The following is a 25,573-nucleotide window of genomic DNA, read 5'->3' as shown; positions in this document are numbered from 1 at the left end:
TCGACAAAACTGCGTCACATCGACATGTTCTCCGGCAACACCATTCTGGGCGATGGCGCGGTCATCATGATCATCGATCCCAACGGCATCGCCAAGGCGCTCGGCGCCGCCGGCTCCTCGGCCCATGACATGGGTGACGAAGCGGCCGGCCATCACATCGGAAGTGGCGAGCAGACCACCTCGCTCTTGGTGTTCCGCGCCGGCTCGTCGCAGCCCAAGGCAGTTCCGCTCGGCCTCGTCACGCGCCTGGAAGAGCTGCCGGCCGACAAGATCGAGTTCTCGAACGGCCGCTACATGGTGCAGTACCGCGAGCAGCTGATGCCGCTGGTGGCCATGGAAGGCGTCACCATTGCGAGCCAGGGCGCCCAGCCGATCCTGGTGTTCGCCGACGACGGCCGCTCCATGGGCCTCGTCGTCGACGAGATCATCGACATCGTCGAGGAACGGCTCAACATCGAGGTCGGCGGCTCCTCCTCCGGCATTCTCGGCTCGGCCGTGATCAAGGGCCAGGCCACCGAGGTGATCGACGTCGGCCACTTCCTGCCGATGGCGTTCGCCGACTGGTTCACCCGCAAGGAGATGAAGCCGTCGCTGCATTCGCAGTCGGTGCTGCTGGTCGACGACTCGGCCTTCTTCCGCAACATGCTGGCGCCGGTGCTGAAGGCCGCCGGCTACCGCGTCCGCACCGCGCCGACCGCGCAGGAGGGCCTCGCGGCACTGCGCGCCCAAAACTTCGACGTGATCCTGACCGACATCGAGATGCCCGACATGAACGGGTTCGAGTTCGCGGAAGTCGTCCGCTCGGACAACAACCTCGCCTCGATGCCGATCATCGGCCTGTCGGCGCTGGTGTCGCCGGCGGCGATCGAGCGCGGCCGTCAGGCCGGCTTCCACGATTACGTCGCCAAGTTCGACCGTCCCGGCCTGATCGCGGCGCTGAAGGAGCAGACCGCGGGTGCCGCCGGCGCCTCCGAGCTGAGCCGGGCGGCCGCGGCTTAAACCTTGAGCGGCATGGACCAGGAGACACTGAAATGAGCAAGAAGACCCAGTCCAGCGAAGGCGCCATGGTCGAGTACGTCACCGCGATGATCGGTGGCCAGCTGTTCGGCCTGCCGATCTCCCGCGTCCAGGACGTGTTCATGCCCGAGCGCGTCACCCGCGTGCCGCTGGCCTCGCGTGAGATCGCAGGCGTTTTGAACCTGCGCGGCCGCATCGTCACCGTGGTCGACATGCGCTCGCGCCTCGGCCTGCCCAAGGACGAGGACGGCAAGACAGCGATGGCGGTCGGCGTCGACCTGCGCGGCGAATCCTATGGCCTCCTGATCGACCAGATCGGCGAGGTGCTGCGCCTGCCCGAGGACGGCAAGGAAGAAAACCCCGTCAACCTCGACCCCCGCATGGCCAAGCTCGCCGGCGGCGTCCACCGCCTCGACGGACAGCTCATGGTCGTCCTCGACGTCGACCGCGTCCTCGAGCTCGCGCCCGAGATGATGGCGGCCTGATACGGCGGCATTGCCGCCGAGGGACTTGCGATTGGAAGTGCCCCCGCAAAGGGGGGAAGGAAGCAGAGGTTCACATGCGAACTTGTCTCGTCGTTGATGATTCCAGCGTCATCCGAAAGGTTGCGCGCCGGATCCTGGAGGGGCTCGACTTCCAAATCCTCGAAGCCGAGGACGGTGAGAAGGCGCTGGAGGCCTGCAAGCGCGGCCTGCCGGACGCGGTGCTGCTCGACTGGAACATGCCGGTCATGGATGGCTACGAGTTCCTCGGCCATCTCAGGCGCATGCCCGGCGGCGACCAGCCCAAGGTGGTGTTCTGCACCACCGAGAACGACGTCGCGCATATCGCGCGCGCTCTGCACGCCGGCGCCAACGAATACATCATGAAGCCGTTCGACAAGGACATCGTGACGGCGAAATTTCAGGAAGTCGGCCTGATCTGAGCGATCTCCCGGAGGCTGAACGGATCCTTCGGCGCTTGTTTTCAACTGAACCGTTTCAGTCTGAGTTGGTGTGTAATGAGTGTTGCGTTCGCAGGTAATTCGACCACGGGCACGTCGCGCGAAACCGGGCCGCTGCGGGTGATGATCGTCGACGACTCGGTCGTCATCCGCGGTCTGATCTCGCGCTGGATTGGTGCCGAGCACGACATGGAGGTCGCGGCCTCGCTGCGCACCGGGCTCGAGGCGGTCAACCAGCTCGACCGCATCAATCCCGATGTTGCCGTGCTCGACATCGAAATGCCCGAGCTCGATGGCCTCTCGGCGCTGCCGCAACTGCTCGCCAAGAAGCGCGATCTCGTCATCATCATGGCTTCCACCCTGACCCGCCGCAACGCGGAGATCAGCTTCAAGGCGTTGTCGCTCGGCGCAGCCGACTACATTCCCAAGCCGGAATCGACGCGTGAGGCGTCGGCCGCGGACATTTTCCATCACGACCTGATCCAGAAGATCCGCCATCTCGGCGCGCGGCTGCGTCGCAAGTCTGCGGTTGCGAGTCCGCCGCTGGCGCCGGCGAGCCCGGCTCCCGTCGCGCGCAGTCCTGTCGCGCGGCCTGCCGCGCCTGCGCCCGCTCCGGCCCCCTCGTCAGGCTCGGTGTCAACGCGTCCGTTCTCGACCCAGGCGCCCAAGGTGCTGTTGATCGGCTCCTCGACCGGCGGTCCTCAGGCGCTGATGTCGCTCGTCACCGAGCTCGGCGCCGTGATCGATCGCTTCCCGGTGCTGATCACCCAGCACATGCCGCCGACCTTCACCACCATCCTGGCCGAGCATCTGGCGCGCTCGAGCCGCCGGCCGGCGGCCGAGGCGGTCGACGGCGAGCCGGTCAAGCCGGGACGGATCTACCTCGCACCGGGCGGCAAGCACATGCGCGTCACGCGCAGCGGCGCCGATCCTGTGATCGCGCTCGACGACGGCCCCGCCGTCAATTTCTGCAAGCCTGCGGTCGATCCGCTCTTCACCTCCGCCATCGACGTCTGGCACGGCAACATCCTCTCGGTGATCCTGACCGGCATGGGCTCGGACGGCATGCGCGGCGGCAAGGACATCGTCGCGGCCGGCGGCAGCGTGATTGCGCAGGACGAAGCCTCCAGCGTGGTCTGGGGCATGCCCGGCGCGGCGGCCAATGCCGGCATCTGCGCGGCGATCCTGCCGCTCAACCAGATCGGCGCCAAGGTCAACCGCCTGTTCGCTGGAGACCGCTCGTGACGCCCGCAGATTACGACTATCTGCGCAAGTTCCTGAAAGAGCGCTCCGGTCTCGATCTCTCCGCCGACAAGCAATATCTGGTCGAGAGCCGGCTGCTGCCGCTCGCCCGCAAGGCAAGCGTTCCCGGCATCCCCGACCTCGTCCTGAAGATCAGGAACGGCGACGGCCGGCTTGCGACCGACGTGGTCGAAGCGATGACCACCAACGAGACGTTCTTCTACCGCGACAAGATTCCGTTCGATCACCTGCGCGACAGCATCCTGCCGGGCCTGATCCAGGCGCGCGCGGCGCGCAAGTCGCTTCGCATCTGGTCGGCGGCCGCCTCGACCGGGCAGGAGCCCTATTCGATCGCGATGTGCGTGAAGGAGATGGGCGCGGCGCTCGCGGGGTGGCGCATCGAGATCGTCGCCACCGATCTGTCGCAGGAGGTGCTGGAGAAATCCAAGGCGGGCCTCTACAGCCAGTTCGAGGTGCAGCGCGGCCTGCCGATCCAGCATCTGGTGAAATACTTCACGCAAACCGGCGAGCTCTGGCAGCTCAACGCCGACATTCGCGCCATGGTGCAGTTCCGCCAGCTCAATCTGCTGCAGGACTTTTCCCATCTCGGCACGTTCGACGTGATCTTCTGCCGCAACGTGCTGATCTATTTCGACCAGGACACCAAGGCGGTGATTTTCGAGCGCATGGCGAAAGCCATGGAAGCCGACGGCACGCTGCTGCTGGGCGCTGCCGAATCCGTCGTCGGCATCACCGATGCATTCCGCCCGATCGCCGATCGCCGCGGCCTCTATCAGCTCAACCCCGCGCGCTCCGGCCGTCCGATGGGCGGATTGATGCCGCAGCCGCTGAAGGTCGCCGCGGCGAGATGAGTTCTCTTTGTCATTCCGGGGCCGCGCATAAGCGCGGAGCCCGGAATCCATAACCACAGGCCATCGAAATAGGCAGGCGGTTAGACCAGGGCCATTCCATCCGACTGTGGTTATGGATTCCGGGCTCGCGACTTTGTCGCGCCCCGGAATGACAAAATCACAAAATCGCATGCGGCAAGAACCGCGAGCGGTTGCCCGTGATCGGGCTCTCGTCCTCGCGGATCGATATCCCGCAGGGCTCGTGGTTCACCAGCCAGCTTCCGATCACCGGATAGCAGCCCGAAAAGTTCGGCAGCGGTGCCAGCGCCTGACGTACGAAACCTTCGGCGCCGTACGGCCCCGTCTGCTCGTCGAGCGGCATGCCGCCGGAGACCAGCGTGACATTGGCGCCTTCGCGCGACAGCAGCGGCTTGCGCACATAGGACGTGCCGAGCTCGGCGGCGCGCGGATCGTCCTCGAAGAAGGCCGGCAGCAGATTGGGATGGTTCGGAAACATCTCCCAGAGCAGCGGCAAGATGCCCTTGTTGGAGAGCACCGCCTTCCACGGCGGCTCGATCCAGCGCGTTGGCGCATCCTTCAGCTTTGCGCCGAAGGCGTCCTGGAACATCCATTCCCAGGGATAGAGCTTGAAGGCGAGCGCGATGTCGTTCTCGCCGAGATCGACGAAGCCGCCGGCCTCGTCGCGCCAGCCGACCTGCTCGATGTCGAGCAGCGTCGTCGAGAGTCCGGCCTGGCGCGCGGTGTCTTCGAGATAAGCGAGCGTGCCGGCGTCCTCTTCGTTGCCGGTGATCCCTGTGAGATGGACGTGACGGCTCCCAGCGATCTCCTTCCATGCCGCGATCAGCCGCTCGTGGATGGAGTTGAATTGGTCGGCACGCGAGGGGATGACGCGGCGTTCGATCGCCTGTTCGAGCCAGGTCCATTGGAACACCGCGGCCTCGAAGATCGAGGTCGGCGTGTCCGCGTTGTATTCGAGCAGCTTTGCCGGCGACTTGCCGTCGAACCTCAGATCGAGCCGGCCGTAGAGGCTGCGGTCGTCGCGCTTCCAGCTCTCGACGATCAGGCCCCAGAACGCTTCCGGAATCTTCAGCCGTCGCAAGGAACGCTCGTCGCCGATGACGCGGCCGGCGAGTTCCAGGCACATCGCGTCGATCTCGCCGGTCGGCGCCTCGATGCCTCGCTCGATCTCCTCCAGCGTAAAGCCATAATAGGCGCGCTCGTCCCAATAGCGCTCGCCGTCGATGGTGTGGAAGACGAAGCCGCATCGTGCGGCGGTCTCCCGCCAGTCGTCGCGCTCGAGGCAGGTGATGCGCTGCATGGATCAGCCGCCGCCCGAGAAGCCGTGGCCGAACGAGCCGAAGCCGCCGCGGCTCACGCTGCTATGGCTGACATTGGACGACGTTCCCGACGAGGAATGGCTGGAGGAATCGCCGCTGAACAAGCTCGATCGCGACGACCAGCGCGAACTGCTGCCGCCCGACGAACTGCTGCTGCTCGTGCAGGTCGTGGTCGTCTGCCCCGGCACGGCGCCGGGCGTGGGCTCGCAGTTCTGCCGCGGCATCAAGGTATAGGCCGTGGTGCCGACGGCGATCGTGCCCATCACCAGCAGCGCGACGTGGCCGGAGCGCTTCACCGGCGGTCGCGGCGGCTCGGCGACTGGCCGGCGCTTGCCGAACTCCTTCTTGGCGGGTTTGTCGGCCATGTCAGTAGATCATGCTGGCGGCGTTCAGCAGGCCCGCGGCGAGCGAGGACAGGCCGAGCCAGATCGCCGGGGCAAGCTCGCCGTCATCGATGCGCCTCGACAAGTCCGGCACCGGAACCTTGACGAGATAGAACACGATGACCTGCACGATCAGCGCGATCGTCGCCCAGATCAGGCAGTCCAGCACGTTGGCCGAATGCGCGATGGCGCTGACCAGCGGCGCCACGAAGCCGAGCAGGCTGAGCCCAAGCGCGATCGCCGCGGCCGGCTGGTTGTCGCGAATGAGCTGGAATTCGTTATGCGCCGTGATGCGGGTGTAGACGAACAGATAGGCCACGATCACGATCAGCCCGGTGCAGAAATAGACCAGGAAGGCGGGCAGGCCGGCGAGTGATTGCAGGATCATCGTTCCCCCATCGTGCAGCGACCATTCGTCGGCAGGGGAAGGCTAGGGGTTCAAACGTTAAGCTTCCAATGAAGCGTCCCCCAAAAACGAAAACCCCGCCATTTGCGGCGGGGTCCAGGCTGGGAGGAGCGAGCCTGCCTGGGCTCGCGACGTAACCCAGGGATCAGGCGGGGATGCGCTCGTCGGCCTCGTGCGGCTCGCGCAGCACGTAGCCGCGGCCCCAGACGGTCTCGATGAAGTTGCGGCCCTCGGAGGCGTTGGCGAGCTTCTTGCGGAGCTTGCAAATGAAGACGTCGATGATCTTCAGTTCGGGCTCGTCCATGCCGCCATAGAGGTGGTTGAGGAACATTTCCTTGGTGAGGGTCGTGCCTTTGCGGAGCGAGAGCAGCTCCAGCATCTGATATTCCTTGCCGGTCAGATGCACGCGCTGACCGCCGACTTCCACCGTCTTGGTGTCGAGGTTGACGACGAGGTCGCCGGTCTGGATGACCGACTGGGCATGGCCCTTGGAGCGGCGCACGATGGCGTGGATGCGGGCCACCAGCTCGTCCTTGTGGAAGGGCTTGGTCATGTAGTCGTCGGCGCCGACGCCGAGACCCTTGACCTTGTCCTCGATGCCGGCGAGGCCGGAGAGGATCAGAATCGGTGTCTTGATCTTGGAGACCCGGAGCTGCTTGAGCACATCGTAGCCGGACATGTCGGGCAGGTTGAGGTCGAGGAGAATAATGTCGTAATCGTATAGTTTACCGAGATCGACGCCTTCTTCCCCCAAATCGGTCGTGTAGACGTTGAAGCTCTCCGACTTCAGCATCAGCTCGATCGACTGCGCGACGGCGCTGTCATCTTCAATCAGCAAAACGCGCATGCCAGTTCCCCATAGTCGCCGCTCCTGGGCGTCAGGTCGGCCGCATTCGCGGCACTCAACAAAACGCCTTTGAACAACTGATTCGGATCCTGACAACAGATGGTTAACAAAGTCTGATTCTGGAACGCAAGTCCCCCCGGTGCAATTTTTGTCGAATCGCCCTAAGGTCTTGCGTACGAAGTAGCTTTCGTTACCCGATTCCGTTCAAGCTCCACTTTAAGAGACGGGCCTAACCGACTCCCGCGACTCAGCCTTCTTCTGAAGGGGAGGCACGCTCAGTCTCAAAGACAGTGACGCAATGATTAATGATGCGGGTAAACACGAAGTTAAGCGCCGTTCAGAAATATGGCGAAACTTAAGGTTTTCACCGTGATGTCCCGGGATCACCGAAGGCGACCATCTCATGAGGACCCTCATATGAAGGTGCGCTGCTGATGAAGGCCCCCCGATGAAGGCGCTGGCCGAACAGATCGGCGACATCGACGGCATCAACATCTATGGCCGCGTGGTCGGCGTTCGCGGTCTGATGGTCGAGGTGGCCGGCCCTATCCACGCGATGTCGGTCGGCGCGCGGCTGGTGATCGAGACCGGCGCCAACCGCACCATCCCGTGCGAGGTGATCGGCTTCTCCGGCAACAATGCCGTGGTGATGCCGTTCGCCGGCCTCGAGGGTGTGCGCCGCGGCTGCAAGGCGGTCATCGCCAATGCCGCCAACCAGGTGAGGCCGTCCGCGGCCTGGCTGGGACGCGTCGTCAATGCGCTGGGCGAGCCGATCGACGGCAAGGGGCCGCTGCCGCAGGGCTCTTCGCCGATGCCGTTCCGCAATACGCCGCCGCCCGCCCATTCGCGCAAGCGCGTCGGCAGCCCGCTCGACCTCGGCGTGCGCGCCATGAACACCTTCCTCACCTGCTGCCGCGGTCAGCGCATGGGCATCTTCGCAGGCTCCGGCGTCGGCAAGTCGGTGCTGCTGTCGATGCTGGCGCGCAACGTCGATGCCGATGTCAGTGTCATCGGGCTGATCGGCGAACGCGGCCGCGAGGTGCAGGAATTCCTGCAGGACGATCTCGGCGAGGAGGGCCTTGCGCGCTCAGTCGTGGTGGTCGCGACCTCCGACGAGCCGGCCCTGATGCGCCGCCAGGCGGCCTACCTCACGCTCGCGGTCGCCGAATATTTTCGCGACGAGGACAAGGACGTGCTCTGCCTGATGGACTCGGTGACGCGCTTTGCGATGGCCCAGCGCGAGATCGGCCTGTCTGCCGGGGAGCCGCCGACCGCCAAGGGTTACACGCCGACCGTCTTCACCGAGTTGCCGAAGCTGCTCGAGCGTGCCGGGCCGGGATTGGGCGAGGGCGCCATCACCGCGATCTTCACGGTGCTGGTCGACGGCGACGACCATAACGAGCCGATCGCCGATGCCGTCCGTGGCATCCTCGACGGCCACATCGTGATGCAGCGCTCGATCGCCGAGCGCGGCCGCTATCCCGCGATCAACATTCTCAAATCCGTCTCGCGCACGATGCCGAAATCGGCCGATCCGCAGTTCTGGCCGGTGATCCAGCGGGCGCGCCAGGTGATGGCGACCTATGCCGACATGGAGGAATTGATCCGTCTCGGCGCCTACCGCGCCGGCTCCAGTCCCGAGGTCGACGAGGCCATCCGCCTCAACGAGCCGCTGGAAGCCTTCCTGCGCCAGCGCAAGGACGAAAAGGCATCGCTCGCGGAGGGCTATCGCCAATTGGCGCAAATCCTCGGCAATTTGGAAACGGAACGCTAACTTTGTCCGGTCATCATCCGATCCCACAGAGTAGCAGAGCCGGTCTGGGCCCCCTTCGGGCCCGTGGGGTGACCGGTATCGTCCCACGTGCAGCGGGGGGACTTCTGGGGAGTACGAGTCGATGAAGTCACGAGATACCCTCATCCGCCTGAAGAAGTTTCAGGTCGACGAGAAGCGCCGCCGGGTCACCCAGATCGAGACCATGATCGCCGACTTCCAGCGCATGTCGGTCGATCTCGAACGCGAGATCCAGACCGAGCAGGAGCGCGCCGGGATCAACGATCCCTCGCACTTCGCCTACCCGACCTACGCCAAAGCCGCGATCCAGCGCCGCGAGAACCTGACCCGCTCGGCCGACGAGCTCAAGGGCCAGCTCGAGGAAGCCAAGGCCGCACTGGCCGAGGCCTTCGAGGAGCTGAAAAAGGTCGAGCTGCTCGACGAGCGCGACCAGGCCCGCGAGCGCGCCGAGGAGAACGCCCGCGAGCAGGCCGACCTCGACAGCATCGGCCTGATGCGTGCCCGCATCGGCGCCGTCGCCTGAGCCGCTAGCCCGCCCCTCCAGGAATTGCCAAAACCCGGACCCGCAAGGTCCGGGTTTTCGCATGTGCTGTCCACAGTGTGGCGCCGCGCCCCTTGGTGGTCCGCTTGGCCGCGCGCTATGGTGGTGCGGTGCCGGGGTCTACGCGGAACGCGACGGCCGCGTGTTGGGGGGCTGAATGCTGACGCCAGCGGAGCTGGTCGGGTTGATTGAGGCGGTGGCGAAGGGCGATCAGGCCGCGTTCGAGCGCCTCTACGCCGCCACGCGCGCGAAACTCTATGGCGTCGTGCTCCGTATCTTGCGCAGGCAGGATCTCGCGGAGGAGGTCATTCAGGAGACTTACGTCAAGATCTGGAACAGCGCGGGCCAGTTCAATCCGGCCCTGTCCTCGCCGATCACGTGGATGGCCTCGATCGCCCGCAACCGCGCCATCGACATCGTCCGCAAGAAGTCGGAAGCCTCCATCGAGGAAGAGCCTCAGGCGATGGAAGTCGCGGCCGAAAGTCCCGATCCGCTGGCCCGCCGCGAGATGACCGAGGAGCTGAAGCGGCTCCTGGAATGCATCGGCCGGCTCGAGCCGGACCGTCAGAGGCTCGTGCTGCTCGCCTATTACAACGGCTGGAGCCGCGAGCAATTGGCGGAGAAGTTTTCAGCGCCGGTCAACACGGTGAAGACGTGGCTGCGGCGCAGCATGCTGGATATCCGGGAGTGCCTCGGACTGTGATCGCTTGGATGATGAGGGTGGTTCTGGACTGCAATTGATGGCCTACACGGAGGACCATATCGCGCTCGCCGCGGAATATGCGCTCGGGACGCTCGGCGCCGACGAGCGCGCGCAGGTCGACACCATGATGGCGGTGGACCCGGCGTTCGCCGAGATCGTGCAGGCCTGGGCCTATCGGCTCGGCGTGCTCAACCAGATGGTCGGCTCGGTCGAGCCGCGTCCGATCGTGTGGGAGAACATCAGGGCGGAGATCGCGCGCACGACCGCCGCGCAGGAGCCGCCTGCGCCTGCCGAAGCTTCGCCGCCACCACAGCCGCCTGTGCCCGAGACGCCCTCGCTGGCAGCTGCGGAATCTCCGCCCGAGAGCTCGCAGTCGGCTGAGGTGCAGCAGCCCGAAGCCGCGGCGCCTGAGGCGCCGCGTCCCGAGTTTGATGCTGTTCCGGAGATCGCGCCGCAATTCATCCCGCAAGTCCATGCGCCGGATGCCAACGTCGTCCGTACGCCGCAGGCGCCGGTGGTCGACGACAGCAATGTGATTCGTCTCGAGAGACGGGTGAAGCGCTGGCGCACCATCGCTTCCGCCATTGGCGCGCTCGCGGCCGCGCTGCTCGTAACGCTGTCGCTGCAGATCTTGCTGCCCGACGCGCTGCCGGGCGCTTTGCGTCCCCCGCCGCGCATCCAGACGGTCGAGGTGAAGACGCCGGCCGCGCCGCTCGCCGCCTCCGCGCAATATGTCGCGCTGCTGCAGGGCCAGGGCGGCGGTCCCGCCTTCATCCTCACCATCGATGGCGCGACGCGGAATTTCACGGTGCGGAAGGTCGGCGCGACGCCGGAGCCCGGCAAGAGCTTCGAGCTCTGGCTGATCTCGGACAAGCTGCCGCGCCCGCGCTCGCTCGGCGTGATCGGCGCCGGCGATTTCACCGCGCGTCCACTGCTCGCCTCCTACGATGCCGAGGTCGTCAATAGCGCGACCTTCGCCGTCACCATCGAGCAGGCGGGCGGCTCGCCGAACGGCCAGCCGACCTCCGCCCCGGTGTTTTCCGGCAAGCTGATCGAGACCGTGCCGCCGGCCCAACCGCAGGCGCCCGCGCAAAAATAGGTGCCACGGCGACTGTCGCCACGGTCCATCCCGCTGTCGCAGCCCGACAAGTGCTCCCGAATCCGCCCTCGATTTGAACCTCGCCTCGGTCCACGGCGTCAAATTCCCGGAATTTGAACGCGATTGATGCCGGAAAGGGCGAGAAAATCAGATGGATGCAGCGAGAACGCCGGGCATCTTCCTTCACCAATATGCAGGCCTGCCGCACGGTCCGGCCTTCGAGCATTGGCGCGAGCGGGCCGTCGGTCGCTGCGGCCTCGATATCGGGCCGAGCCATGGCGACAGCATCGATTGCCGGCTGCAGATCAGCGTCGTCGACAACATCACGCTCGCCATTCCGGAAGGCGCCTCGGCGCAATATTCCCGCACGCAGAGCCAACTTGCCGACGGCAGCGACGATCTCGTCCTGATCGCGGCCCACGCAGGGCTCGTCCGCGTCGGGCAGAACGGCCACACCGTCGAGCTCGCGCCCGCCCAGATGGTGCTCGTCGACATGAGCGTGACCGGGACCGTCGGCCACACCGAGGCCGACCGCTTCACCAGCATTCGCATGCCGCGCCGTGCGCTGCTCGACATTAATCCGCGCGCCGAGGACAAGCTCTCGCAGGTGCTAGTCGACGGCGCGGTCGCCGAGACCATCTTCCGCTACCACGCGATCGCCGCCAATCACGCGCCGCATCTCGATGCGGTCGGCCAGCGCCTGACCGCGCAGCACATGGTCGATCTCGTCGGTCTCCTGCTCGGCACCGATGCCGAGCACGCAAGCCGCGCCCGCGGTCGCGGGCAGGCGGCGGCGCGCCTCGATCTCATGCGCGCCGACGTGATGGCCGCACTCGGCCGCAACGATCTCTGCCTCGCCGAAGTTGCGACGCGCTCGGGCTTGAGCCCGCGCCAGGCCCAGCGCCTGTTCGAGCAGGCCGGCACGACCTTCACCGAATTCGTGCTGGAGCAGCGCCTGCTCCACGCGCGCAAGCTGCTCGGCGATCCCCGCGCCAGGATGCGCAAGATCAGCGACATCGCGCATTCCTCCGGCTTCTCCGATCTGTCGTACTTCAACCGCGCCTTCCGCAAGCGCTTTGGCGCGACGCCGTCGGAGCTGCGCGAGGCATAAATCGCGATTTTGTGCAGCGGCGCGGACGCCGCCGCATTTGGTCGGCGCCTGTTGTTGCGCTAGTCTGTCTCCGCGGGCAGGCCGCAGGTTTCCTCGGGAAAGTGCAGTAGGCGGAGATGGCGCGTATCGTCGTGCTCGGCGCCGGGTTTGCGGGGTTGTGGGCGGCCATTGGCGCCGCGCGCAAGCGCGAGGAGATCGGTGCGAGCGATCGCGACGTCGAGATCCGTCTCGTCGACCGCAATCCCTATCACAATATCCGCGTGCGCAATTACGAGGCCGATCTCGCCGAGGTCGCGCTTCCGCTTCCGCAACTGCTCGATCCGATCGGCGTCAGCCACGGCCTTGGCGAGGTCGAGGCCGCCGATCCGGCCCGGCGCGAAATCTCGCTCGTCACCAGCGCCGGCGCGGAGACGCTGCACTACGACCGCCTGGTGCTGGCGCTCGGCAGCGCGGTGATGCGTCCCGACATTCCCGGCCTGGCCGCACACGCCTTCGACGTCGACACCTATGCCGCGGCGCTCCGCCTTGAAGATCATCTGGTTTCGCTCGGACGCAGCGCGCCGTCTCCGGGCCATTCAACGGTGGTCGTGGTCGGCGCCGGCTTCACCGGCATCGAAGTCGCAGCTGAGATGCCGGACCGGTTGGCGCGCGCAGGGATCACCGGCAGCCGCCGCATCATCCTGGTCGATCCCAATCCGAGCGTCGGCGCCAGCATCGGCGCGAACGCGCGCCCGGTGATCGAGACGGCCCTGGCTTCGCTCGACATCGAGACGCGGCTCGGCGTGCGTGTCGCCGCGATCGAGGCCGCGGGCATGCGCCTGAGCTCGGGCGAATTCATTCCGGCACGGACGGTGATCTGGTGCGCGGGCATGCGGGCAAGCCCTTTGGCGGCGAGCTTTCCGGGCGGGCGCGATTCGCTCGGGCGCCTGCTCGTCGATCCCTTCATGCGTGTGGCCGATGTCGGCGGCGTGTTCGCGGCCGGCGATGTTGCGTCGAGCGTGATCGACGGGCTGCATCCGACCGTGATGTCCTGCCAGTTCGCCCGTCCCATGGGCCGCTTCGCCGGCCACAACGTGGTCGCCGATCTCGTCGGCCTGCCCATGCTGCCGCTGCGGATCGACTGGTACGTGACCGTGCTCGACCTCGGCGGCTGGGGCGCGCTCTATACCGAAGGATGGAATCGCGAGGTCCGTGCCACCGGCGCGGCCGCGAAGGCGACCAAACAGACCATCAACCGCAAGCGCATCTATCCGCCGCTCTCGGGACGCAAGGACGAGCTGTTCGCTGCCGCCGCCCCGACCGTGCAGGCGCCGCCGCCGACTTACGGAGCGCGATAGTTGGCGACGGCGTGCCGCTTGCTCCGTCATTGCGAGCGCAGCGAAGCAATCCAGAGTCTTTCCGCGGAGGCAGTCTGGATTGCTTCGCTGCGCTCGCAATGACGAATTGGACGCGCGTGCGCTCGCAATGACGAGGTACCAGAAATGGGAAAGCGCCCGTGGGGGGCGGGCGCTTTCTGTAGTCGACTTGGGGTTGGGGTCGTCTACATATCCACGTGGCGACTTTGGGGGGCTGGTAAAGAGCCGCGTGAATTCACAAAACTCGTCAGATCTCCTTAGCGAACGAGGGACGCGTTCGAACTGGTGACAACGACCGGCTTCCCGGCCTTGATGACGTGGGCGGTCTGGGTCAGGCCTTCATCCGAACCCGAACGTGCCGTGATGCCGAGGCCAGCCACCGCAACCCCTGCGACGAGGGCGACGACCACGATTTTCAAATGGGTCGCGCGATCTGCGCTGTAGATCGAGTGGTTCATGGAAGCCTCCTGCCGCCATCTACCCGAAGTAGTCGCCAGCCGTTTGAGGCAGGTTCATGCTTCCGGTGCCCATCAACCTAGTATCGGGGGGATTCGTTCCCAAGGGGCCATCACAAGGGCGTGATAGGACGTGATAGATCGCGATCAAAGGCGACCCTTGATCGTTCTTTTATATAATTATTTCAAAGCCGTAATGAGCCTATCGCCGGCTTTTTGAGGCCTTGGTCGACAAGGCGCCAGGAACTCAAAAACCATTTGCCTGTGGCTGAAAAACACACGGCTTCTTAAGGCAAATCAGATGCTTCCGACGGTTTTCAGCCTCGCCCTGGGGTGGATTTCCGCCTGCGACAGCACGGTGGTCTGGGCCCGGAACCGTTCCACCAGCGAGCGCACGAAGGGCCGAATGGAAGCGGAGGTGACCAGCACCGGCGCCTCGCCCTCGCGGGCGGCGCGCTCGAAAGCCTCGCGCACGGCGGTCATGAATTCCGAAAGTTTCGAGGGCTGCATGGCAAGGCTCCGCTCCTCGCCCTGGCCGATGATGGATTCGGCAAAAGCCTGCTCCCATTTCGCCGACAGCGCGATCAGCGGCAGATAGCCGGCGTAAGAGGTGTTCTGCGCGCAGATCTGCCGCGCTAGGCGGGCGCGGACGTGCTCGACCATGGTCGCGGGGTTGCGCGAGAAGGCGAGCGAATCCGCGATGCCTTCGAGGATGGTGGAGAGGTCGCGGATCGAGATGCGCTCGGCGAGCAGCAGCTGCAGCACGCGCTGGATGCCGGAGACCGTGACCTGGCCCGGGACGATGTCCTTGACCAGCTCGCTCTGCTCCTTCGGCAGCTCCTTGAGCAGCTTCTGCACCTCGCCGTAGGACAACAGGTCCGACATGTTGGCCTTGAGCAGCTCGGTGAGATGGGTCGAGAGCACGGTCGCGGCGTCGACGACCGTGTAGCCCTTGAGCGAGGCCTCTTCCTTGAGGCTGGCATCGACCCAGGTTGCGGGCAGGCCGAAGGTCGGCTCGGTGGTGTGGATGCCGGGCACCTGCACCTGGCTGCCGCCGGGATCCATGACCATGAACTGGTTCGGCCAGATCTTGCCGGTGCCGGCGTCGACCTCCTTGATCTTGATGATGTAGGTGTTGGCCTCGAGCTGGACGTTGTCGAGGATGCGCACCGCCGGCATCACGAAGCCCATCTCGATCGCGAGCGAGCGGCGCAGCGCCTTGATCTGCTCGGTGAGGCGGTCGGTGCCGTCGGGGCCGTTGACCAGCGGCAGCAGGGCGTAGCCGAGCTCGATCTTGAGGTCGTCGATCTTGAGCGCGGCCGAGATCGGCTCGTCGGTCGCGGCAGCGCCTGGCGCACCCGGCGTTCCCGGCGCGGGCGCCGCATGAACGGCTGCTTCGGCCTTGGCCGCCACCCGATTGCGGTTGCGGGCGTTCCAGGCCAGCGCGCCGGCGCCGGCGCCGAGCGCGAGGAACGGAAGGGTCGGAATGCCCGGCAGCGCCGCCAGCACCAGCATCACCGCCGAGGACATCGCCAGCGCCTGCGGATAGCCTGAGAACTGCTTCATCAGCGCCTTGTCGGCCGCGCCGGAGACGCCGGCCTTGGAGACGAGCAGGCCGGCCGCGGTCGAGACGATCAGCGCCGGCACCTGGGTGACGAGGCCGTCACCGACGGTCAGCAGCGTGTAGGTACGGCCGGCGTCGGCGAAGGACATGCCCTGCTGCGCGACGCCGATGATCATGCCGCCGACGACGTTGATGAAGACGATCAAGAGGCCGGCGATGGCGTCGCCCCGGACGAACTTCGAGGCACCGTCCATGGCGCCGAAGAAGCCGCTCTCGTCCTCCAGCTCCTTGCGCCGCTCCTTGGCGACCTTCTCGTCGATCAGGCCGGCGGAAAGGTCGGCGTCAATCGCCATCTGCTTGCCGGGCATGGCGTCGAGATGGAAGCGCGCGGCGACTTCGGCGATGCGGCCCGAACCCTTGGTGATGACGACGAAATTGACGATGATCAGGATGGCGAAGACGATGATGCCGATGACGAAATTGCCGCCCATCACGAAGTTGCCGAAGGCTTCGATGACGTGACCGGCGGCAGCCGTGCCCTCGTGGCCGTGCGTCAGGATCAGGCGGGTCGAGGCCATGTTGAGCGACAGGCGCAGCATGGTCGAGATCAGCAGGACGGTCGGGAAGGCGGAGAATTCCAGCGGCGCCTGGATGAACAGCGAGGTCATCAGGATCAGGATCGAGAGCGTGATCGAGATCGCGAGGAACAGGTCCAGCACGATCGCCGGCAGCGGCAGGATCAGCACCACGAGGATGATGAGAACGCCGAGCGCCAGCGCGATGTCGCCGCGCTTGAGCACGGTGACGATCTCGTTGAGGGAGGGGATGCCGGGCTTCGCGCCGCCTACGCCCTGTCCCGCGGTGACGTCGACCATGGTAGCTGCCTCCCCGCGCGCCTGCCGTCCGCGCGCCCCAAACGTCTGCGCGGCGGCCGACGGGCCGCCGTTCCGAAAGTGAGGCACCGCACTGGCGTCCACGGGAGCTCCCGTTCTACGCGGCTGACGACACTCGACTTCACCCGGCAATTTTTGCCCGGTGTATGGTTAGCAAAGCGTTAACGGAGGGGGTGGGAGGAGCTCAGACCTGGTGTTTCGGGGGCGGGTTGTCATTCCGGGGCGATGCGGAGCATCGAGCCCGGAATCCATCGGGCCGCAGGTATGGTGGTGAAATGGATTCCGGGCTCGCGCCAAGAGGCGCGCCCCGGAATGACGGGCAGGCGAGGCTGCCCTACTTCGCCTTCTGCATCTTGGTCACCGTGTAGCCCGACGCCGCTTCCTCGGCCTCGAAGGTGATCTTGTCGCCGACCTTCACCTGCTTGAGCATGGCGGGATCCTTGACCCGATAGACCATGGTCATGGGGTCCTCCATGCCGAGGCTCTTCGCCGGTCCGTGCTTGAGCGTGATCTTGCCGGCGCCTTCGTCGATCTTCTTCACCTCGCCGCTGATCGCCGCGCCTTCGGCGGCGAGGGTTGCAGTCGCAAGGCCGACGGTCAGCGCCAGCGCCGAAGCGATACGGATGATGCGGTTCATGTGGATCTCCTTTCGCGTTACTTCACGGTGACCTGGCCGACCATGCCGTACTCGCGATGGTCGGGAATGAGGCACGAATATTCGAAGGTGCCGCGCTTGCTGAACTTCCAGAGGATCTCGGTCGTCTTTTTTGGGGCAAGCCGCGCCGCATTGGGCTCGTCGTGCTCCATGTGCGGATGCTTCTTCATCTGATCCGCATGCGCGAGGTTCTCCTTGGTCGTGGCCAGCAGGAATTCGTGGTCCTCCTTGCCGACATTGCGCAGCACGAATCGGATCTGCTCGCCGCGCTTCACCTCGATTTTCGCGGGCGTGTAGTCCATCTCGTTCATCAGGATCTCGATGGTGCGCGCGGGCTTCTTGGGATCGCCGGGCTCGCCGGCTGAATAGTTTCCGTGCCCGTGCTTGTCGTGCGCAAAGGCTGGCGCGGTGGAAAGCGCAGCCAGCGCGAGGGCGAGCCTGATCGTGGTCTTCATCGTGGTCTCCGGTTGGTGGTTCATCGAAACGCTCACATCTTGTGCTTCATCGGCGGACTGCCGGATTTCTGCCGCGCTGGCTCCGGGGTGGGTGCGGCGACTTCGTAGGCGACAGTGCCTTTCGGGAATTTGTACGGACCGGGATCGCGGTAATCGTCGCGCGCGAGGTCCTCGCGGATCTTCATCACGGTGAACATGCCGCCCATCTCGATCGGCCCGAACTGGCCGGTGCCGGTCATCATCGGCAGCGTGTTGTCGGGAGCAGGCATCTCCATGTTGCCCATCGCCATGCCGGTCGAGCCCATGGCCATGCCGTCGGGCGCGAGCTTGCCGACGGCCTTGGCGAGGTCCTTGCGCGACACGCCGATCAGGTTGCGCACGTCGTGTCCCATCGAATTCATGGTGTGGTGCGACTTGTGGCAATGGAACGCCCAGTCGCCGGGATTGTCGGCGAGCACGTCGAACACCCTGATGGCGCCGACCGGGACGTCGGTGGTCGTCTCCGGGATCTGCGCGCTCTCTTGAATCCAGCCGCCATCGGTGCAGGTCACCGCAAAGCTGTGGCCATGCAAATGGATCGGATGGTTGGTCATGCTGAGATTGCCGATGCGCACGCGCACCTTGTCGCCGAGCCTGACCGGCAGCGGATCGATTCCGGGAAAGACCCGCGCGTTCCAGGTCCACATGTTGAAGTCCGTCATCTCATTGACGTGCGGCAGGTAGGTGCCGGGGTCGACGCGATAAGTGCTCATCACGAACACGAAGTCGCGGTCGACGGCGCGGAAACTCGGGTCACGCGGGTGCACGATGAACATGCCCATCATGCCCATCGCCATCTGCACCATCTCGTCGGAATGCGGGTGGTACATGAAGGTTCCGCTCTTCTTCATCTCGAACTCGTAGACGAAGGTCTTGCCCGGCTGGATGTGCGGCTGGGTCAATCCGCCGACGCCGTCCATGCCGCTCGGGATGATCATGCCGTGCCAGTGGACCGTGGTGTATTCGGGCAGTCTGTTGGTGACGAAGATGCGGACCTTGTCGCCCTCGACGGCCTCGATGGTCGGGCCCGGCGATTGCCCGTTGTAGCCCCACAAATTCACCTTCATGCCCTCGGCGAATTCCCGCACCACCGGCTCGGCGACGAGATGGAACTCCTTCCAGTCGCCGTTCATGCGGAACGGCAGCGACCAGCCGTTCAGCGTGACCACGGGTCGATAATCCGGGCCGCTGCTCGGATGCAGCGGCGGCTGCATCACCACCTTGTCCATGGTGGGCGCTTCCGGGATAGACGCGGCCTGGACGCGGCCTTGAATGGCCGATGCGCCAACAAGCGCGGCGGTGCCTAAAAATCCTCGGCGGGAAAACATCTTGACCTCCGTCTTTAGTGGCCGCCGCCTTCGGCAGGAACTGCCGAGGCGACATTGGTTGGATTGTCGCCTACGGCGGCGGGCAGACCGCCGCCGTTGACTGCGGTCTGCAGATCGGCCTGGGCGAGGAAGAATCTCTGCCTGGCGTCGATCGCGCCGCGCAGCGCCGCGAGGCGCTGCCGCGCTTCGGTGAGCAGCGCGAAGATGTCGACCTGCATGCTGGAGAAGCGCAGCTGCATCTCCTCGGTGATGATCTTTCGCAACGGGATGATCTCGCGCTGGTAGTGGCCGGCGATGTCGTAAGTGGAGCGGTAGACGCGATAGGCGTCGCGCGCCTCGGAGCGCACATTGACGGCCCGCTCGGTCAGGCGATTGAACGCGAGGTTGTAGGTCTCGGCGGCCTGGCGCACGCGCACCTCGCCGCCGTCGAAGATCGGAATCTGGAACTGCAGGTCGAAGCCGCGCTCGCGGAACGGCGGCCCCTCCGGATCCTGGGTGCGGCGGGAGATGCCGGCGATATCGAGCAGCGTCACAAAGCGCGTCGCCTCGGTGAGGTTCAGCGCCTTCGCCAGCGCGGCCAGCTCAAGCCGCGCGACCTGCAGGTCGAGGCGATGCGCGACCGCATCGGCCTCGATCGTGGGGAGGGCCAGCGGCCGGCGCGGCAGCGGCGGCAGTTGATTGGGCAGGCGGAAGTCGAGACCGTCGTCCCACAGCCCCATGAGGCGCGCCAGCCTTTCGCGCGCGCTTCCCGCTGCCTGTCGCGCGCTGGCGAGGTCGGCGGTGGTCTCGGCATAGAACACCTGCTCGCGGGCCTGGTCGAGCTTGTTGAGCGAGCCGGTCTCGCCGAGCTTGAGCGCGAGCTGTGCGGTCGATTCCGCCGTGGCCTTCGCGTCGGTCAGCAGCCCCACCATCTCATTGGCGGCGACAGTGCGGACATAGGCGCGGCGCACGTCCGAGGCGAGCCGCAGCGTCGCCAGCGCGGCGCGCAGCTGCGCTCCGCGGAAGCGTTCGCGGGCGATCTCGGACCGGAACGGCAGGGTGGCGAGCGCGAGGATGTCGCCGACCACCTGGCGCTCGATCTCGCTGGCGCCATTGCCGGTGATGCGCGAGACCGCGAACACCGGATTGGCCGGCAGGCTCTGCTCGACCAGCTCGGTCTCCGCCAGCGCCAGCTCGTTGTAGGCGGCCTGCAGTCCCTTGTTGTTGAGCAGCGCGATCTGCACGGCGGCGTCGACGCTGAGCGTGCGCGAGAGCAGCTGGCGGACACGGGCGTCGACCGCGGCGGCGCCCTCGGCCGAGCGCACGAAGGCGACGTCCTTGTTGATGGTCCGGCTCGTCAGATCCGAGACGTCGGTCATGCCGCCGTCGGGCGAGAACGCGGCGCAGCCGGACATGCTGAGCGCGGCGATGACGAGCAGGCCTCGCGCAAGGTGGGGTGTCATGGCGCGCTCCTACCGCTCTTGCTTCGGCTGCGGCGTCACCGCCTCGTTGCGGCCACGCCATGGTGCCGGCGTCGCAGGCCGCAGGCTGGTATAGGGCGCGATGGTCGAGCGATAGCCGACGGGGGCCACCTTCGCCGCGGGATCGGCGGGATCCGCGCTGGCCATGTGCGTTGTTGCCGGCATGCAGCCGGACAGGGCACCCAAGGCCAGCAGCAGCCAAATGAAACGTGAGTGTCGATCACCCACCGCAGATGCGGCAGATTTCGCCCCGGAAAGCGCAACCATGTCTTAATTCCTGATCTGGAGACCACAGGTTCGCGCGCGCAGAAGCGCGCATCGAAACCGACGCCGTCGTGTCAGATCAGGCGATGGGGGGACGGTAGTGCTGGGGCGGCGCGGCGCTGTGCAGGCTGGGCACGATCTCGGGCGCACAGGTCGATATCGGCCGGACCGGCATGGCGACGCTGGGCAGATCGGCCGGCAGCGCGCTGACGCACATCATCGCACAGCAGGGGCCCACTGTTCCCTTGCCGTCATGATGATTCGAAGCAGGTGCGTCCTTCGCGGCGGTCTGCGAAGGGATTCCTGCATGCTCGTGCGGAACATCGCCATGGCCCGCAGCCATATGGTGATGCGCCGGAACGACGTCGGCCGAAGCCTCGCCAAGGCAGGGCGCAGCACTGCCAAAGGCCAGGCTTGCGGCTGGCGCGAGCACGCAGAACAGATAGGCGAGGGCGATGATCCGCCCCACCCTGATCCGCATCGATCGTGTCAAACGCAGCAACATCCCGCCAACGGGCTCCTCGCGCGGCAGTGTCGCACACGCTGATTGCAAACTAGTGTCAAAACGCGCGTTCGCCAAGCGCCTTCTTACCGCAGTGCACCGCGCATGCCCAATATCGCGGCTCGCTGCTTGACCCTGTGGCAATCCGCGGGCCATGTTCCGGCCGTGCTCGCGCCCAATCATACAGGACAGACGCCTCATTCGTTCAGCCCTGATTCTCGTCAGGCCTGGATGCGGCTCGTCATTGCGCTTCTGATCGGCTCGATCGGCGCCGTCGGCATGTGGGCGGTGGTGGTCGTGATTCCGATCGTGCAGGCCGAATTCGCTGCCACGCGCGGCGCGGTGTCGCTGGCCTTCACCATGATGATGTTCGGCTTCGGGCTTGGCGGTGTGATCGCCGGCAAGATCACCGACCGGTTCGGCATCGTGCCGGCGATGGCGATCAGCATCGCCTTCCTCGGCATTGCCAATGTGCTCGCCGGGCTGTCGGGCCAGCTCTGGCAGTTTGTGGCGGCTTATTTCTTCATCGGGCTCGGCACCTCCGCGACCTTTGCGCCGCTGATGGCCGAAGCCTCGCATTGGTTCGAACGCTATCGCGGACTGGCGGTGACCATCGTCGCCAGCGGCAATTATGTCGCCGGCGCGATGTGGCCGCCGATCGTGAGCTGGGGCACGCAGGAGATCGGCTGGCGCTATACCCATATCGGCATCGGCATCGTCTGCGCCGGCCTGATGACGGTGCTAGTGCTGATCCTGCGCGCACAGATGGGCCGCGATACGGTTCACGATCATGCCAACGCACCGCCGCCCCGGGTCGATCTCAGGCTGTCGACGAACACGCTGACCGTGCTGCTCTCGATTGCCAGCATCTCCTGCTGCGTGGCGATGGCGATGCCGCAGGTGCACATCGTCGCCTATTGCGGCGATCTCGGTTATGGCGTCGCGCGCGGCGCCGAGATGCTGTCCTTGATGATGGGCTGCGGCATCGTCAGCCGGATCGGCTCGGGCTACCTCGCCGACAAGATCGGCGGCATCTACACGCTGCTGGTGGGATCGCTGGCGCAGGGCTTTGCGCTGGTGTTCTATCTGTTCTTCGACAGCCTGACCTCGCTCTATCTGATCTCCGCGATGTTCGGCCTGTTCCAGGGCGGCATCGTGCCGAGCTATGCCATCATCGTGCGCGAGGCGATGCCGGCGAGCGAGGCCGCGACCCGCGTCGGCATCGTGATCTTTGCGTCCGTGTTCGGCATGTCCTTCGGCGGCTGGGTGTCCGGCGTCATATTCGATGCCACCGGCTCCTATGCCGCAGCGTTCGCCAACGGCGTCGCCTGGAATGCGCTGAACATCGGCATCGTCGTGCTGCTCTTGATCCGCGCGCGGACGGGCTCGGTCAAGACCGGCCCGGGCTTTGCCACTTAAAAGTGCGAGCATGATCTTTTCGGAAAACCGCTGCACCCTTTCCGGATCATGCTTTAAACGGCCTGTCCCGCCTTCAGCAGCGAGCAGCCGGTGATCTTGTAGCTGCCGTCGCCCTGCTGCTCGAGTGTGTAGAGCGCCTCCCAGGCCTCGCCATTGGCATCGATGATATGGACGCGCTGGGCGATCCAGCCGCCATCGCTCTTGCTCTCGCCAAATTCGAAACTCTTGTGACGATAGACCGGCGCGTAGCCGTTCTGCACCATGGACATGAAGATGTCGGGTGCGGGAAAGATCTCCTTGATCGCCGGTGCAGCATAGGAATAAGCGGCCGTCGCATCGTCGCGAACGAAGGCCTGCTCCTGGGCGCGGATGACGCTCTGGGCCGCCGCGACATCGCCGGCAAACGCCGAAACGTGATGACAGGCAACAATGAGAGCGACCAGCAAGGCTGCGATGCGCATGGCAGGCTCCGCGTTGAGTATCCCGGCGGAGGCGATGCTAGCACATCTGCGGCGCCAGGGCGTGCACTCAGAAATCACGCGCTGGGCTTGGATGCTCCAGATGCCCACTCATCCGGGACAGCGACACAAAGAGCAGGCAGCTGCGACATGTTCTCCTTAGTTTGACAGGAACGGCTCCGCGATGGCCGAGTTAAGCCGGCAAAACCACCTTATCAGGGAGCAAAGTCATGGCCCGTGCAACAGCCCATCCGGATCATCACTGCATCTCAAGCGAGGACATTGAGGGTACCGAGGTCTATGGAGCAGATGGGACGAATATCGGCGAGATTGATCACCTCATCATCGACAAGGTGTCAGGCCGCGTGGCTTATGCGGTCATGAGCTTTGGTGGATTTGTGGGCTTGGGTCACAGCCACTACCCCATTCCCTGGGGCGCTCTGACATATGACACGTCGCTTGCCGGCTTTCGAACCAATATCACCGAGCAACAGCTGAGGGATGCGCCTGAGTTCAGCGATGACTCCTGGGAAGATCGAGACTGGGAAACGCGAACTCACCGGTATTATGGAACGCCAACCTACTGGGAAGGGCGAGGCGGCCTATAACGCCAGCGGCGCGTCAGGACAGCTGAACTGACGGCGGCACAAACATCAGAGGTCGTGCAAGTCGCCGATCGGCCAGAAGCTGATTCCTGCGTCGCGTTGAAATGGCGCTACCCTGTTTAGTGCCGATGGCGAGATCATACTGCGCCATAGTTGGCGTTTTGATCGAAGGGATGTTCGAAAGCACGGGCCGAGAGCTACGGTATCAGCTCTCTCAAAATGTGATCGCGGTGCGCGAGGTGCCGCGCCAGTGTCAGCCGAAATGTTTCGCCGATAGCGCGAGCCAAGCTCGTGTCGTGCCCCGAAAGCTCAAGGTCCGCAATTCGAACCTCCTGCTCGGAAAGGTGTCGGTCAGCCAGTGAAATGTGCTCTTCGGCTTCCGCCAGATGGCGAAGCGCCATGGCGCGATCCATTTGTCGCTCCCATGCATAGATGCAGGCGGGAGCACGATTGGTCTCTCAGCCACCGACGCCTACGGCACGGCCTTGGCCGGTGATGACAGGCAAGTTATCTCAGCAAACTCGGCGCAGCAATCCTTTGAAGTTGCTCTAATCAGAGCGGTTACGGATCTGCGACAGGTCGGTTCGCGCTCCAGCAAGTCCTGCTGCACGGCCATGGCTCGCCATTGCCGGGCGGCTTCGCGCAGGCTATGGACCACCACGTTGTCGCGCGTTAGGTCAGCAAGCTTTTCGCATCCATCGGCTCGCTCTAGCATCTGGTCTGGCCAGCATTGTCTAATCCGGTTTTCCGATGAGGCCGATATGCCTGCCACGGCCCGGAAGTGCATTCAGGCGTGTTAATGAAGCCTTTACGTTCTTGGAAACGGCTCGCGGCTTGAACGCTGCGCCACCCTGGTCAACTTTGTTTCGTCCTCATTCGGAAACGGCTCTTGAGTCTTACGGCCTAGAAACGTATCCGGCTTTGGACAGCGTTGAAGCACCTCGGTCGCCTCCGCCACGACCTCGCGGGCACGTTGAAGCGCCAGACGATCCTGTCTGAGCGAATTGGTGAGCCGGGGCAAATTGAGAACTGGCGCCATGCCTGAACCTGCCATGTCGCAAGTCGAAGCGATGTATCAAATGATCCTTTAAATCGGATTAGGTGACAACAGTTCCATGTTTAGCGAAGTCCGCTCGGGGTCAGCGGCTCCCATTGGCAAGCTCCAGCCTAGCCCTTTCGCTTCGTCGCAGGCTTTGTCGTCATCGACGAGCGGGCCTTGCTGGGCGGCGGCACGCGCAAGCCGTCGACGAACACGTCGAGCAGGCGCAGCGCCGTCGCTTGCCAGCCGGGCTGGTCGTGCACGTAGCACATGCCGAAGAAGGCGCGCAGCAGATCCTCCGGGCTGATGTCGGCGCGCATCTCGCCGGCTGCGATGGCGCGGTCCAGCAGCGAGCCGATCGCCTTGGTCAGACGCTCGAAGGAGAAAGCATGCAGCTCCGACCCGCTCTGCACCGCGAGCGCGAGCGCTGCCATCATCCCCTTCTTGGTCGCAACAAACTCGACCCCTGATCGCAGCCAGCGCCGCAGCGCCTCGACCGGATCCTTGGCATTCTTCAATTGCTCGGCCAGCTCGCTGAGCTGCTCGACCTCGCGGCGGTACACCGCCTCGAACAAGGCCTCGCGCGTCGGGAAATGCCGATACAGCGTGCCGATGCCGACCCCGGCGCGCTTGGCCACCGCTTCCAGGCTCGCCTCCGAACCGCCCGCGCTGAACACCAGCTTTGCCGCTTCGAGCACGCGCTCGCGATTGCGCACGGCATCGGCGCGGGGTTTGCGGGTCTGGTCGGTGTGGTCGTCCATGGCGCGCAATGTAGATCACGAATTGGTT

28 protein-coding genes are annotated in these 25,573 nt (G+C 65.1%); 13 read left to right on the top strand and 15 right to left on the bottom strand.

The genetic code is table 11. The features are described 5' to 3' along the window. The 5 genes from I6F36_RS29945 to I6F36_RS29925 all read left to right on the top strand — a co-directional run. The coding region (locus I6F36_RS29945) for a response regulator (RefSeq protein ID WP_225172725.1) at positions 1-999 on the top strand (999 nt) is incomplete at its 5' end. Positions 1,000-1,031: 32 nt separating this feature from the next. Further along, positions 1,032-1,502: a chemotaxis protein CheW gene (locus I6F36_RS29940; RefSeq protein WP_074448087.1), complete on the top strand. Its 471-nt coding sequence runs from the start codon at positions 1,032-1,034 to the stop codon at positions 1,500-1,502. Positions 1,503-1,576: 74 nt separating this feature from the next. Continuing rightward, positions 1,577-1,942: a PleD family two-component system response regulator gene (locus I6F36_RS29935; RefSeq protein WP_007600538.1), complete on the top strand. Its 366-nt coding sequence runs from the start codon at positions 1,577-1,579 to the stop codon at positions 1,940-1,942. A gap of 75 nt (positions 1,943-2,017) precedes the next feature. Further along, positions 2,018-3,205 carry a chemotaxis response regulator protein-glutamate methylesterase gene (locus I6F36_RS29930; protein WP_036036029.1) on the top strand — a complete coding sequence of 396 codons (1,188 nt, stop codon included), beginning with the start codon at positions 2,018-2,020 and terminating at the stop codon, positions 3,203-3,205. After that, on the top strand, positions 3,202-4,074 hold the full coding sequence (locus I6F36_RS29925) for a protein-glutamate O-methyltransferase CheR (RefSeq protein ID WP_225172724.1): 873 nt from the start codon (positions 3,202-3,204) through the stop codon (positions 4,072-4,074). Before I6F36_RS29930 ends, I6F36_RS29925 begins: the two co-directional genes overlap by 4 nt. A 157-nt stretch (positions 4,075-4,231) precedes the next feature. On the opposite strand, the gene I6F36_RS29920 is transcribed toward I6F36_RS29925, so the two are convergent. From I6F36_RS29920 to ctrA, 4 genes are all read right to left on the bottom strand, one after another. Next, positions 4,232-5,392 carry a glutathionylspermidine synthase family protein gene (locus I6F36_RS29920; RefSeq protein WP_036011885.1) on the bottom strand — a complete coding sequence of 387 codons (1,161 nt, stop codon included), beginning with the start codon at positions 5,390-5,392 and terminating at the stop codon, positions 4,232-4,234. Positions 5,393-5,395: 3 nt separating this feature from the next. Further along, complete coding sequence (locus I6F36_RS29915) at positions 5,396-5,776, bottom strand: hypothetical protein (RefSeq protein WP_074448088.1); 381 nt, start codon at positions 5,774-5,776, stop codon at positions 5,396-5,398. 1 nt (position 5,777) lies between these two features. After that, complete coding sequence (locus tag I6F36_RS29910; protein ID WP_036011880.1) at positions 5,778-6,182, bottom strand: DUF350 domain-containing protein; 405 nt, start codon at positions 6,180-6,182, stop codon at positions 5,778-5,780. A 163-nt stretch (positions 6,183-6,345) separates the two neighbouring features. Next, complete coding sequence (ctrA, locus tag I6F36_RS29905; RefSeq protein WP_016848562.1) at positions 6,346-7,047, bottom strand: response regulator transcription factor CtrA; 702 nt, start codon at positions 7,045-7,047, stop codon at positions 6,346-6,348. Positions 7,048-7,495: 448 nt separating this feature from the next. Here ctrA and fliI point away from each other — a divergent pair, with 448 nt between their 5' ends. The 6 genes from fliI (at position 7,496) to I6F36_RS29875 (ending at position 13,630) form a co-directional block, all read left to right on the top strand. Then, positions 7,496-8,821 (top strand): flagellar protein export ATPase FliI, encoded by a 1,326-nt coding sequence (gene fliI, locus I6F36_RS29900; RefSeq protein WP_036011877.1) that lies wholly within the window; start codon positions 7,496-7,498, stop codon positions 8,819-8,821. 121 nt (positions 8,822-8,942) lie between these two features. After that, positions 8,943-9,362 carry a flagellar export protein FliJ gene (gene fliJ / locus I6F36_RS29895; RefSeq protein ID WP_025032035.1) on the top strand — a complete coding sequence of 140 codons (420 nt, stop codon included), beginning with the start codon at positions 8,943-8,945 and terminating at the stop codon, positions 9,360-9,362. A gap of 175 nt (positions 9,363-9,537) precedes the next feature. Further along, positions 9,538-10,083: a sigma-70 family RNA polymerase sigma factor gene (locus I6F36_RS29890; protein ID WP_036026817.1), complete on the top strand. Its 546-nt coding sequence runs from the start codon at positions 9,538-9,540 to the stop codon at positions 10,081-10,083. Between the two features lie 37 nt (positions 10,084-10,120). Continuing rightward, entirely contained in the window at positions 10,121-11,182 is a 1,062-nt protein-coding gene (locus tag I6F36_RS29885) for an anti-sigma factor (RefSeq protein ID WP_225147786.1), read from the top strand. Positions 11,183-11,333: 151 nt separating this feature from the next. Beyond that, positions 11,334-12,293 carry an AraC family transcriptional regulator gene (locus tag I6F36_RS29880; protein ID WP_225172723.1) on the top strand — a complete coding sequence of 320 codons (960 nt, stop codon included), beginning with the start codon at positions 11,334-11,336 and terminating at the stop codon, positions 12,291-12,293. Between the two features lie 116 nt (positions 12,294-12,409). After that, on the top strand, positions 12,410-13,630 hold the full coding sequence (locus tag I6F36_RS29875; RefSeq protein WP_225172722.1) for an NAD(P)/FAD-dependent oxidoreductase: 1,221 nt from the start codon (positions 12,410-12,412) through the stop codon (positions 13,628-13,630). Positions 13,631-13,905: 275 nt separating this feature from the next. Here I6F36_RS29875 and I6F36_RS29870 read toward each other — a convergent pair whose 3' ends face one another. The 8 genes from I6F36_RS29870 to I6F36_RS29835 form a co-directional block, all read right to left on the bottom strand. Beyond that, a complete protein-coding gene (locus tag I6F36_RS29870) occupies positions 13,906-14,106 on the bottom strand; it encodes a hypothetical protein (protein ID WP_057027387.1) in 201 nt (66 codons plus the stop codon). 294 nt (positions 14,107-14,400) lie between these two features. Further along, on the bottom strand, positions 14,401-16,542 hold the full coding sequence (gene flhA, locus I6F36_RS29865) for a flagellar biosynthesis protein FlhA (protein WP_225172721.1): 2,142 nt from the start codon (positions 16,540-16,542) through the stop codon (positions 14,401-14,403). 352 nt (positions 16,543-16,894) lie between these two features. Continuing rightward, positions 16,895-17,197: a copper-binding protein gene (locus I6F36_RS29860; protein ID WP_057027389.1), complete on the bottom strand. Its 303-nt coding sequence runs from the start codon at positions 17,195-17,197 to the stop codon at positions 16,895-16,897. A gap of 17 nt (positions 17,198-17,214) precedes the next feature. Beyond that, entirely contained in the window at positions 17,215-17,670 is a 456-nt protein-coding gene (locus I6F36_RS29855) for a cupredoxin domain-containing protein (RefSeq protein ID WP_036011860.1), read from the bottom strand. Positions 17,671-17,702: 32 nt separating this feature from the next. After that, on the bottom strand, positions 17,703-19,037 hold the full coding sequence (locus tag I6F36_RS29850; RefSeq protein WP_225172720.1) for a multicopper oxidase family protein: 1,335 nt from the start codon (positions 19,035-19,037) through the stop codon (positions 17,703-17,705). A 14-nt stretch (positions 19,038-19,051) separates the two neighbouring features. Further along, entirely contained in the window at positions 19,052-20,479 is a 1,428-nt protein-coding gene (locus I6F36_RS29845; protein WP_225172719.1) for a TolC family protein, read from the bottom strand. 9 nt (positions 20,480-20,488) lie between these two features. Then, positions 20,489-20,764: a hypothetical protein gene (locus I6F36_RS29840; RefSeq protein ID WP_225172718.1), complete on the bottom strand. Its 276-nt coding sequence runs from the start codon at positions 20,762-20,764 to the stop codon at positions 20,489-20,491. A 76-nt stretch (positions 20,765-20,840) separates the two neighbouring features. Next, the gene (locus I6F36_RS29835; protein WP_225172717.1) at positions 20,841-21,266 is read right to left on the bottom strand and encodes a hypothetical protein; all 426 of its coding nucleotides are present in this window, start codon (positions 21,264-21,266) and stop codon (positions 20,841-20,843) included. A 228-nt stretch (positions 21,267-21,494) separates the two neighbouring features. Here I6F36_RS29835 and I6F36_RS29830 point away from each other — a divergent pair, with 228 nt between their 5' ends. Then, entirely contained in the window at positions 21,495-22,682 is a 1,188-nt protein-coding gene (locus I6F36_RS29830; protein ID WP_225172716.1) for an MFS transporter, read from the top strand. A 53-nt stretch (positions 22,683-22,735) separates the two neighbouring features. On the opposite strand, the gene I6F36_RS29825 is transcribed toward I6F36_RS29830, so the two are convergent. Then, positions 22,736-23,143 (bottom strand): DUF4864 domain-containing protein, encoded by a 408-nt coding sequence (locus I6F36_RS29825; protein WP_109145195.1) that lies wholly within the window; start codon positions 23,141-23,143, stop codon positions 22,736-22,738. A 227-nt stretch (positions 23,144-23,370) separates the two neighbouring features. Here I6F36_RS29825 and I6F36_RS29820 point away from each other — a divergent pair, with 227 nt between their 5' ends. Beyond that, positions 23,371-23,748: a PRC-barrel domain-containing protein gene (locus I6F36_RS29820; protein WP_051057095.1), complete on the top strand. Its 378-nt coding sequence runs from the start codon at positions 23,371-23,373 to the stop codon at positions 23,746-23,748. Between the two features lie 194 nt (positions 23,749-23,942). Here the strand turns inward: I6F36_RS29820 and I6F36_RS29815 are convergent, their stop codons facing one another. Next, a complete protein-coding gene (locus I6F36_RS29815) occupies positions 23,943-24,158 on the bottom strand; it encodes a hypothetical protein (protein WP_036011828.1) in 216 nt (71 codons plus the stop codon). A 754-nt stretch (positions 24,159-24,912) separates the two neighbouring features. Next, positions 24,913-25,545, bottom strand: a complete 633-nt coding sequence (locus tag I6F36_RS29810; protein WP_225172715.1) for a TetR/AcrR family transcriptional regulator — start codon at positions 25,543-25,545, stop codon at positions 24,913-24,915. Positions 25,546-25,573 lie beyond the last annotated feature (28 nt).

Source organism: Bradyrhizobium sp. BRP19 (genome assembly GCF_020194195.1).
GTDB classification, from domain to species: Bacteria; Pseudomonadota; Alphaproteobacteria; order Rhizobiales; family Xanthobacteraceae; genus Bradyrhizobium; species Bradyrhizobium yuanmingense.
This window is presented reverse-complemented; position numbering and strand designations above follow the sequence as displayed.

Bases quoted from the DNA above. Each gene is read 5' to 3' on its own strand.
- I6F36_RS29940 (WP_074448087.1), top strand. From the start codon at position 1,032: ATGAGCAAGAAGACCCAGTCCAGCGAAGGCGCCATGGTCGAGTACGTC.
- I6F36_RS29935 (WP_007600538.1), top strand. From the start codon at position 1,577: ATGCGAACTTGTCTCGTCGTTGATGATTCCAGCGTCATCCGAAAGGTT.
- I6F36_RS29930 (WP_036036029.1), top strand. From the start codon at position 2,018: ATGAGTGTTGCGTTCGCAGGTAATTCGACCACGGGCACGTCGCGCGAA.
- I6F36_RS29920 (WP_036011885.1), bottom strand. From the start codon at position 5,392: ATGCAGCGCATCACCTGCCTCGAGCGCGACGACTGGCGGGAGACCGCC.
- I6F36_RS29915 (WP_074448088.1), bottom strand. From the start codon at position 5,776: ATGGCCGACAAACCCGCCAAGAAGGAGTTCGGCAAGCGCCGGCCAGTC.
- I6F36_RS29910 (WP_036011880.1), bottom strand. From the start codon at position 6,182: ATGATCCTGCAATCACTCGCCGGCCTGCCCGCCTTCCTGGTCTATTTC.
- ctrA (WP_016848562.1), bottom strand. From the start codon at position 7,047: ATGCGCGTTTTGCTGATTGAAGATGACAGCGCCGTCGCGCAGTCGATC.
- fliI (WP_036011877.1), top strand. From the start codon at position 7,496: ATGAAGGCGCTGGCCGAACAGATCGGCGACATCGACGGCATCAACATC.
- fliJ (WP_025032035.1), top strand. From the start codon at position 8,943: ATGAAGTCACGAGATACCCTCATCCGCCTGAAGAAGTTTCAGGTCGAC.
- I6F36_RS29890 (WP_036026817.1), top strand. From the start codon at position 9,538: ATGCTGACGCCAGCGGAGCTGGTCGGGTTGATTGAGGCGGTGGCGAAG.
- I6F36_RS29885 (WP_225147786.1), top strand. From the start codon at position 10,121: ATGGCCTACACGGAGGACCATATCGCGCTCGCCGCGGAATATGCGCTC.
- I6F36_RS29880 (WP_225172723.1), top strand. From the start codon at position 11,334: ATGGATGCAGCGAGAACGCCGGGCATCTTCCTTCACCAATATGCAGGC.
- I6F36_RS29875 (WP_225172722.1), top strand. From the start codon at position 12,410: ATGGCGCGTATCGTCGTGCTCGGCGCCGGGTTTGCGGGGTTGTGGGCG.
- I6F36_RS29870 (WP_057027387.1), bottom strand. From the start codon at position 14,106: ATGAACCACTCGATCTACAGCGCAGATCGCGCGACCCATTTGAAAATC.
- flhA (WP_225172721.1), bottom strand. From the start codon at position 16,542: ATGGTCGACGTCACCGCGGGACAGGGCGTAGGCGGCGCGAAGCCCGGC.
- I6F36_RS29860 (WP_057027389.1), bottom strand. From the start codon at position 17,197: ATGAACCGCATCATCCGTATCGCTTCGGCGCTGGCGCTGACCGTCGGC.
- I6F36_RS29855 (WP_036011860.1), bottom strand. From the start codon at position 17,670: ATGAAGACCACGATCAGGCTCGCCCTCGCGCTGGCTGCGCTTTCCACC.
- I6F36_RS29850 (WP_225172720.1), bottom strand. From the start codon at position 19,037: ATGTTTTCCCGCCGAGGATTTTTAGGCACCGCCGCGCTTGTTGGCGCA.
- I6F36_RS29845 (WP_225172719.1), bottom strand. From the start codon at position 20,479: ATGACACCCCACCTTGCGCGAGGCCTGCTCGTCATCGCCGCGCTCAGC.
- I6F36_RS29840 (WP_225172718.1), bottom strand. From the start codon at position 20,764: ATGGTTGCGCTTTCCGGGGCGAAATCTGCCGCATCTGCGGTGGGTGAT.
- I6F36_RS29835 (WP_225172717.1), bottom strand. From the start codon at position 21,266: ATGTTGCTGCGTTTGACACGATCGATGCGGATCAGGGTGGGGCGGATC.
- I6F36_RS29830 (WP_225172716.1), top strand. From the start codon at position 21,495: ATGCGGCTCGTCATTGCGCTTCTGATCGGCTCGATCGGCGCCGTCGGC.
- I6F36_RS29825 (WP_109145195.1), bottom strand. From the start codon at position 23,143: ATGCGCATCGCAGCCTTGCTGGTCGCTCTCATTGTTGCCTGTCATCAC.
- I6F36_RS29820 (WP_051057095.1), top strand. From the start codon at position 23,371: ATGGCCCGTGCAACAGCCCATCCGGATCATCACTGCATCTCAAGCGAG.
- I6F36_RS29815 (WP_036011828.1), bottom strand. From the start codon at position 24,158: ATGGATCGCGCCATGGCGCTTCGCCATCTGGCGGAAGCCGAAGAGCAC.
- I6F36_RS29810 (WP_225172715.1), bottom strand. From the start codon at position 25,545: ATGGACGACCACACCGACCAGACCCGCAAACCCCGCGCCGATGCCGTG.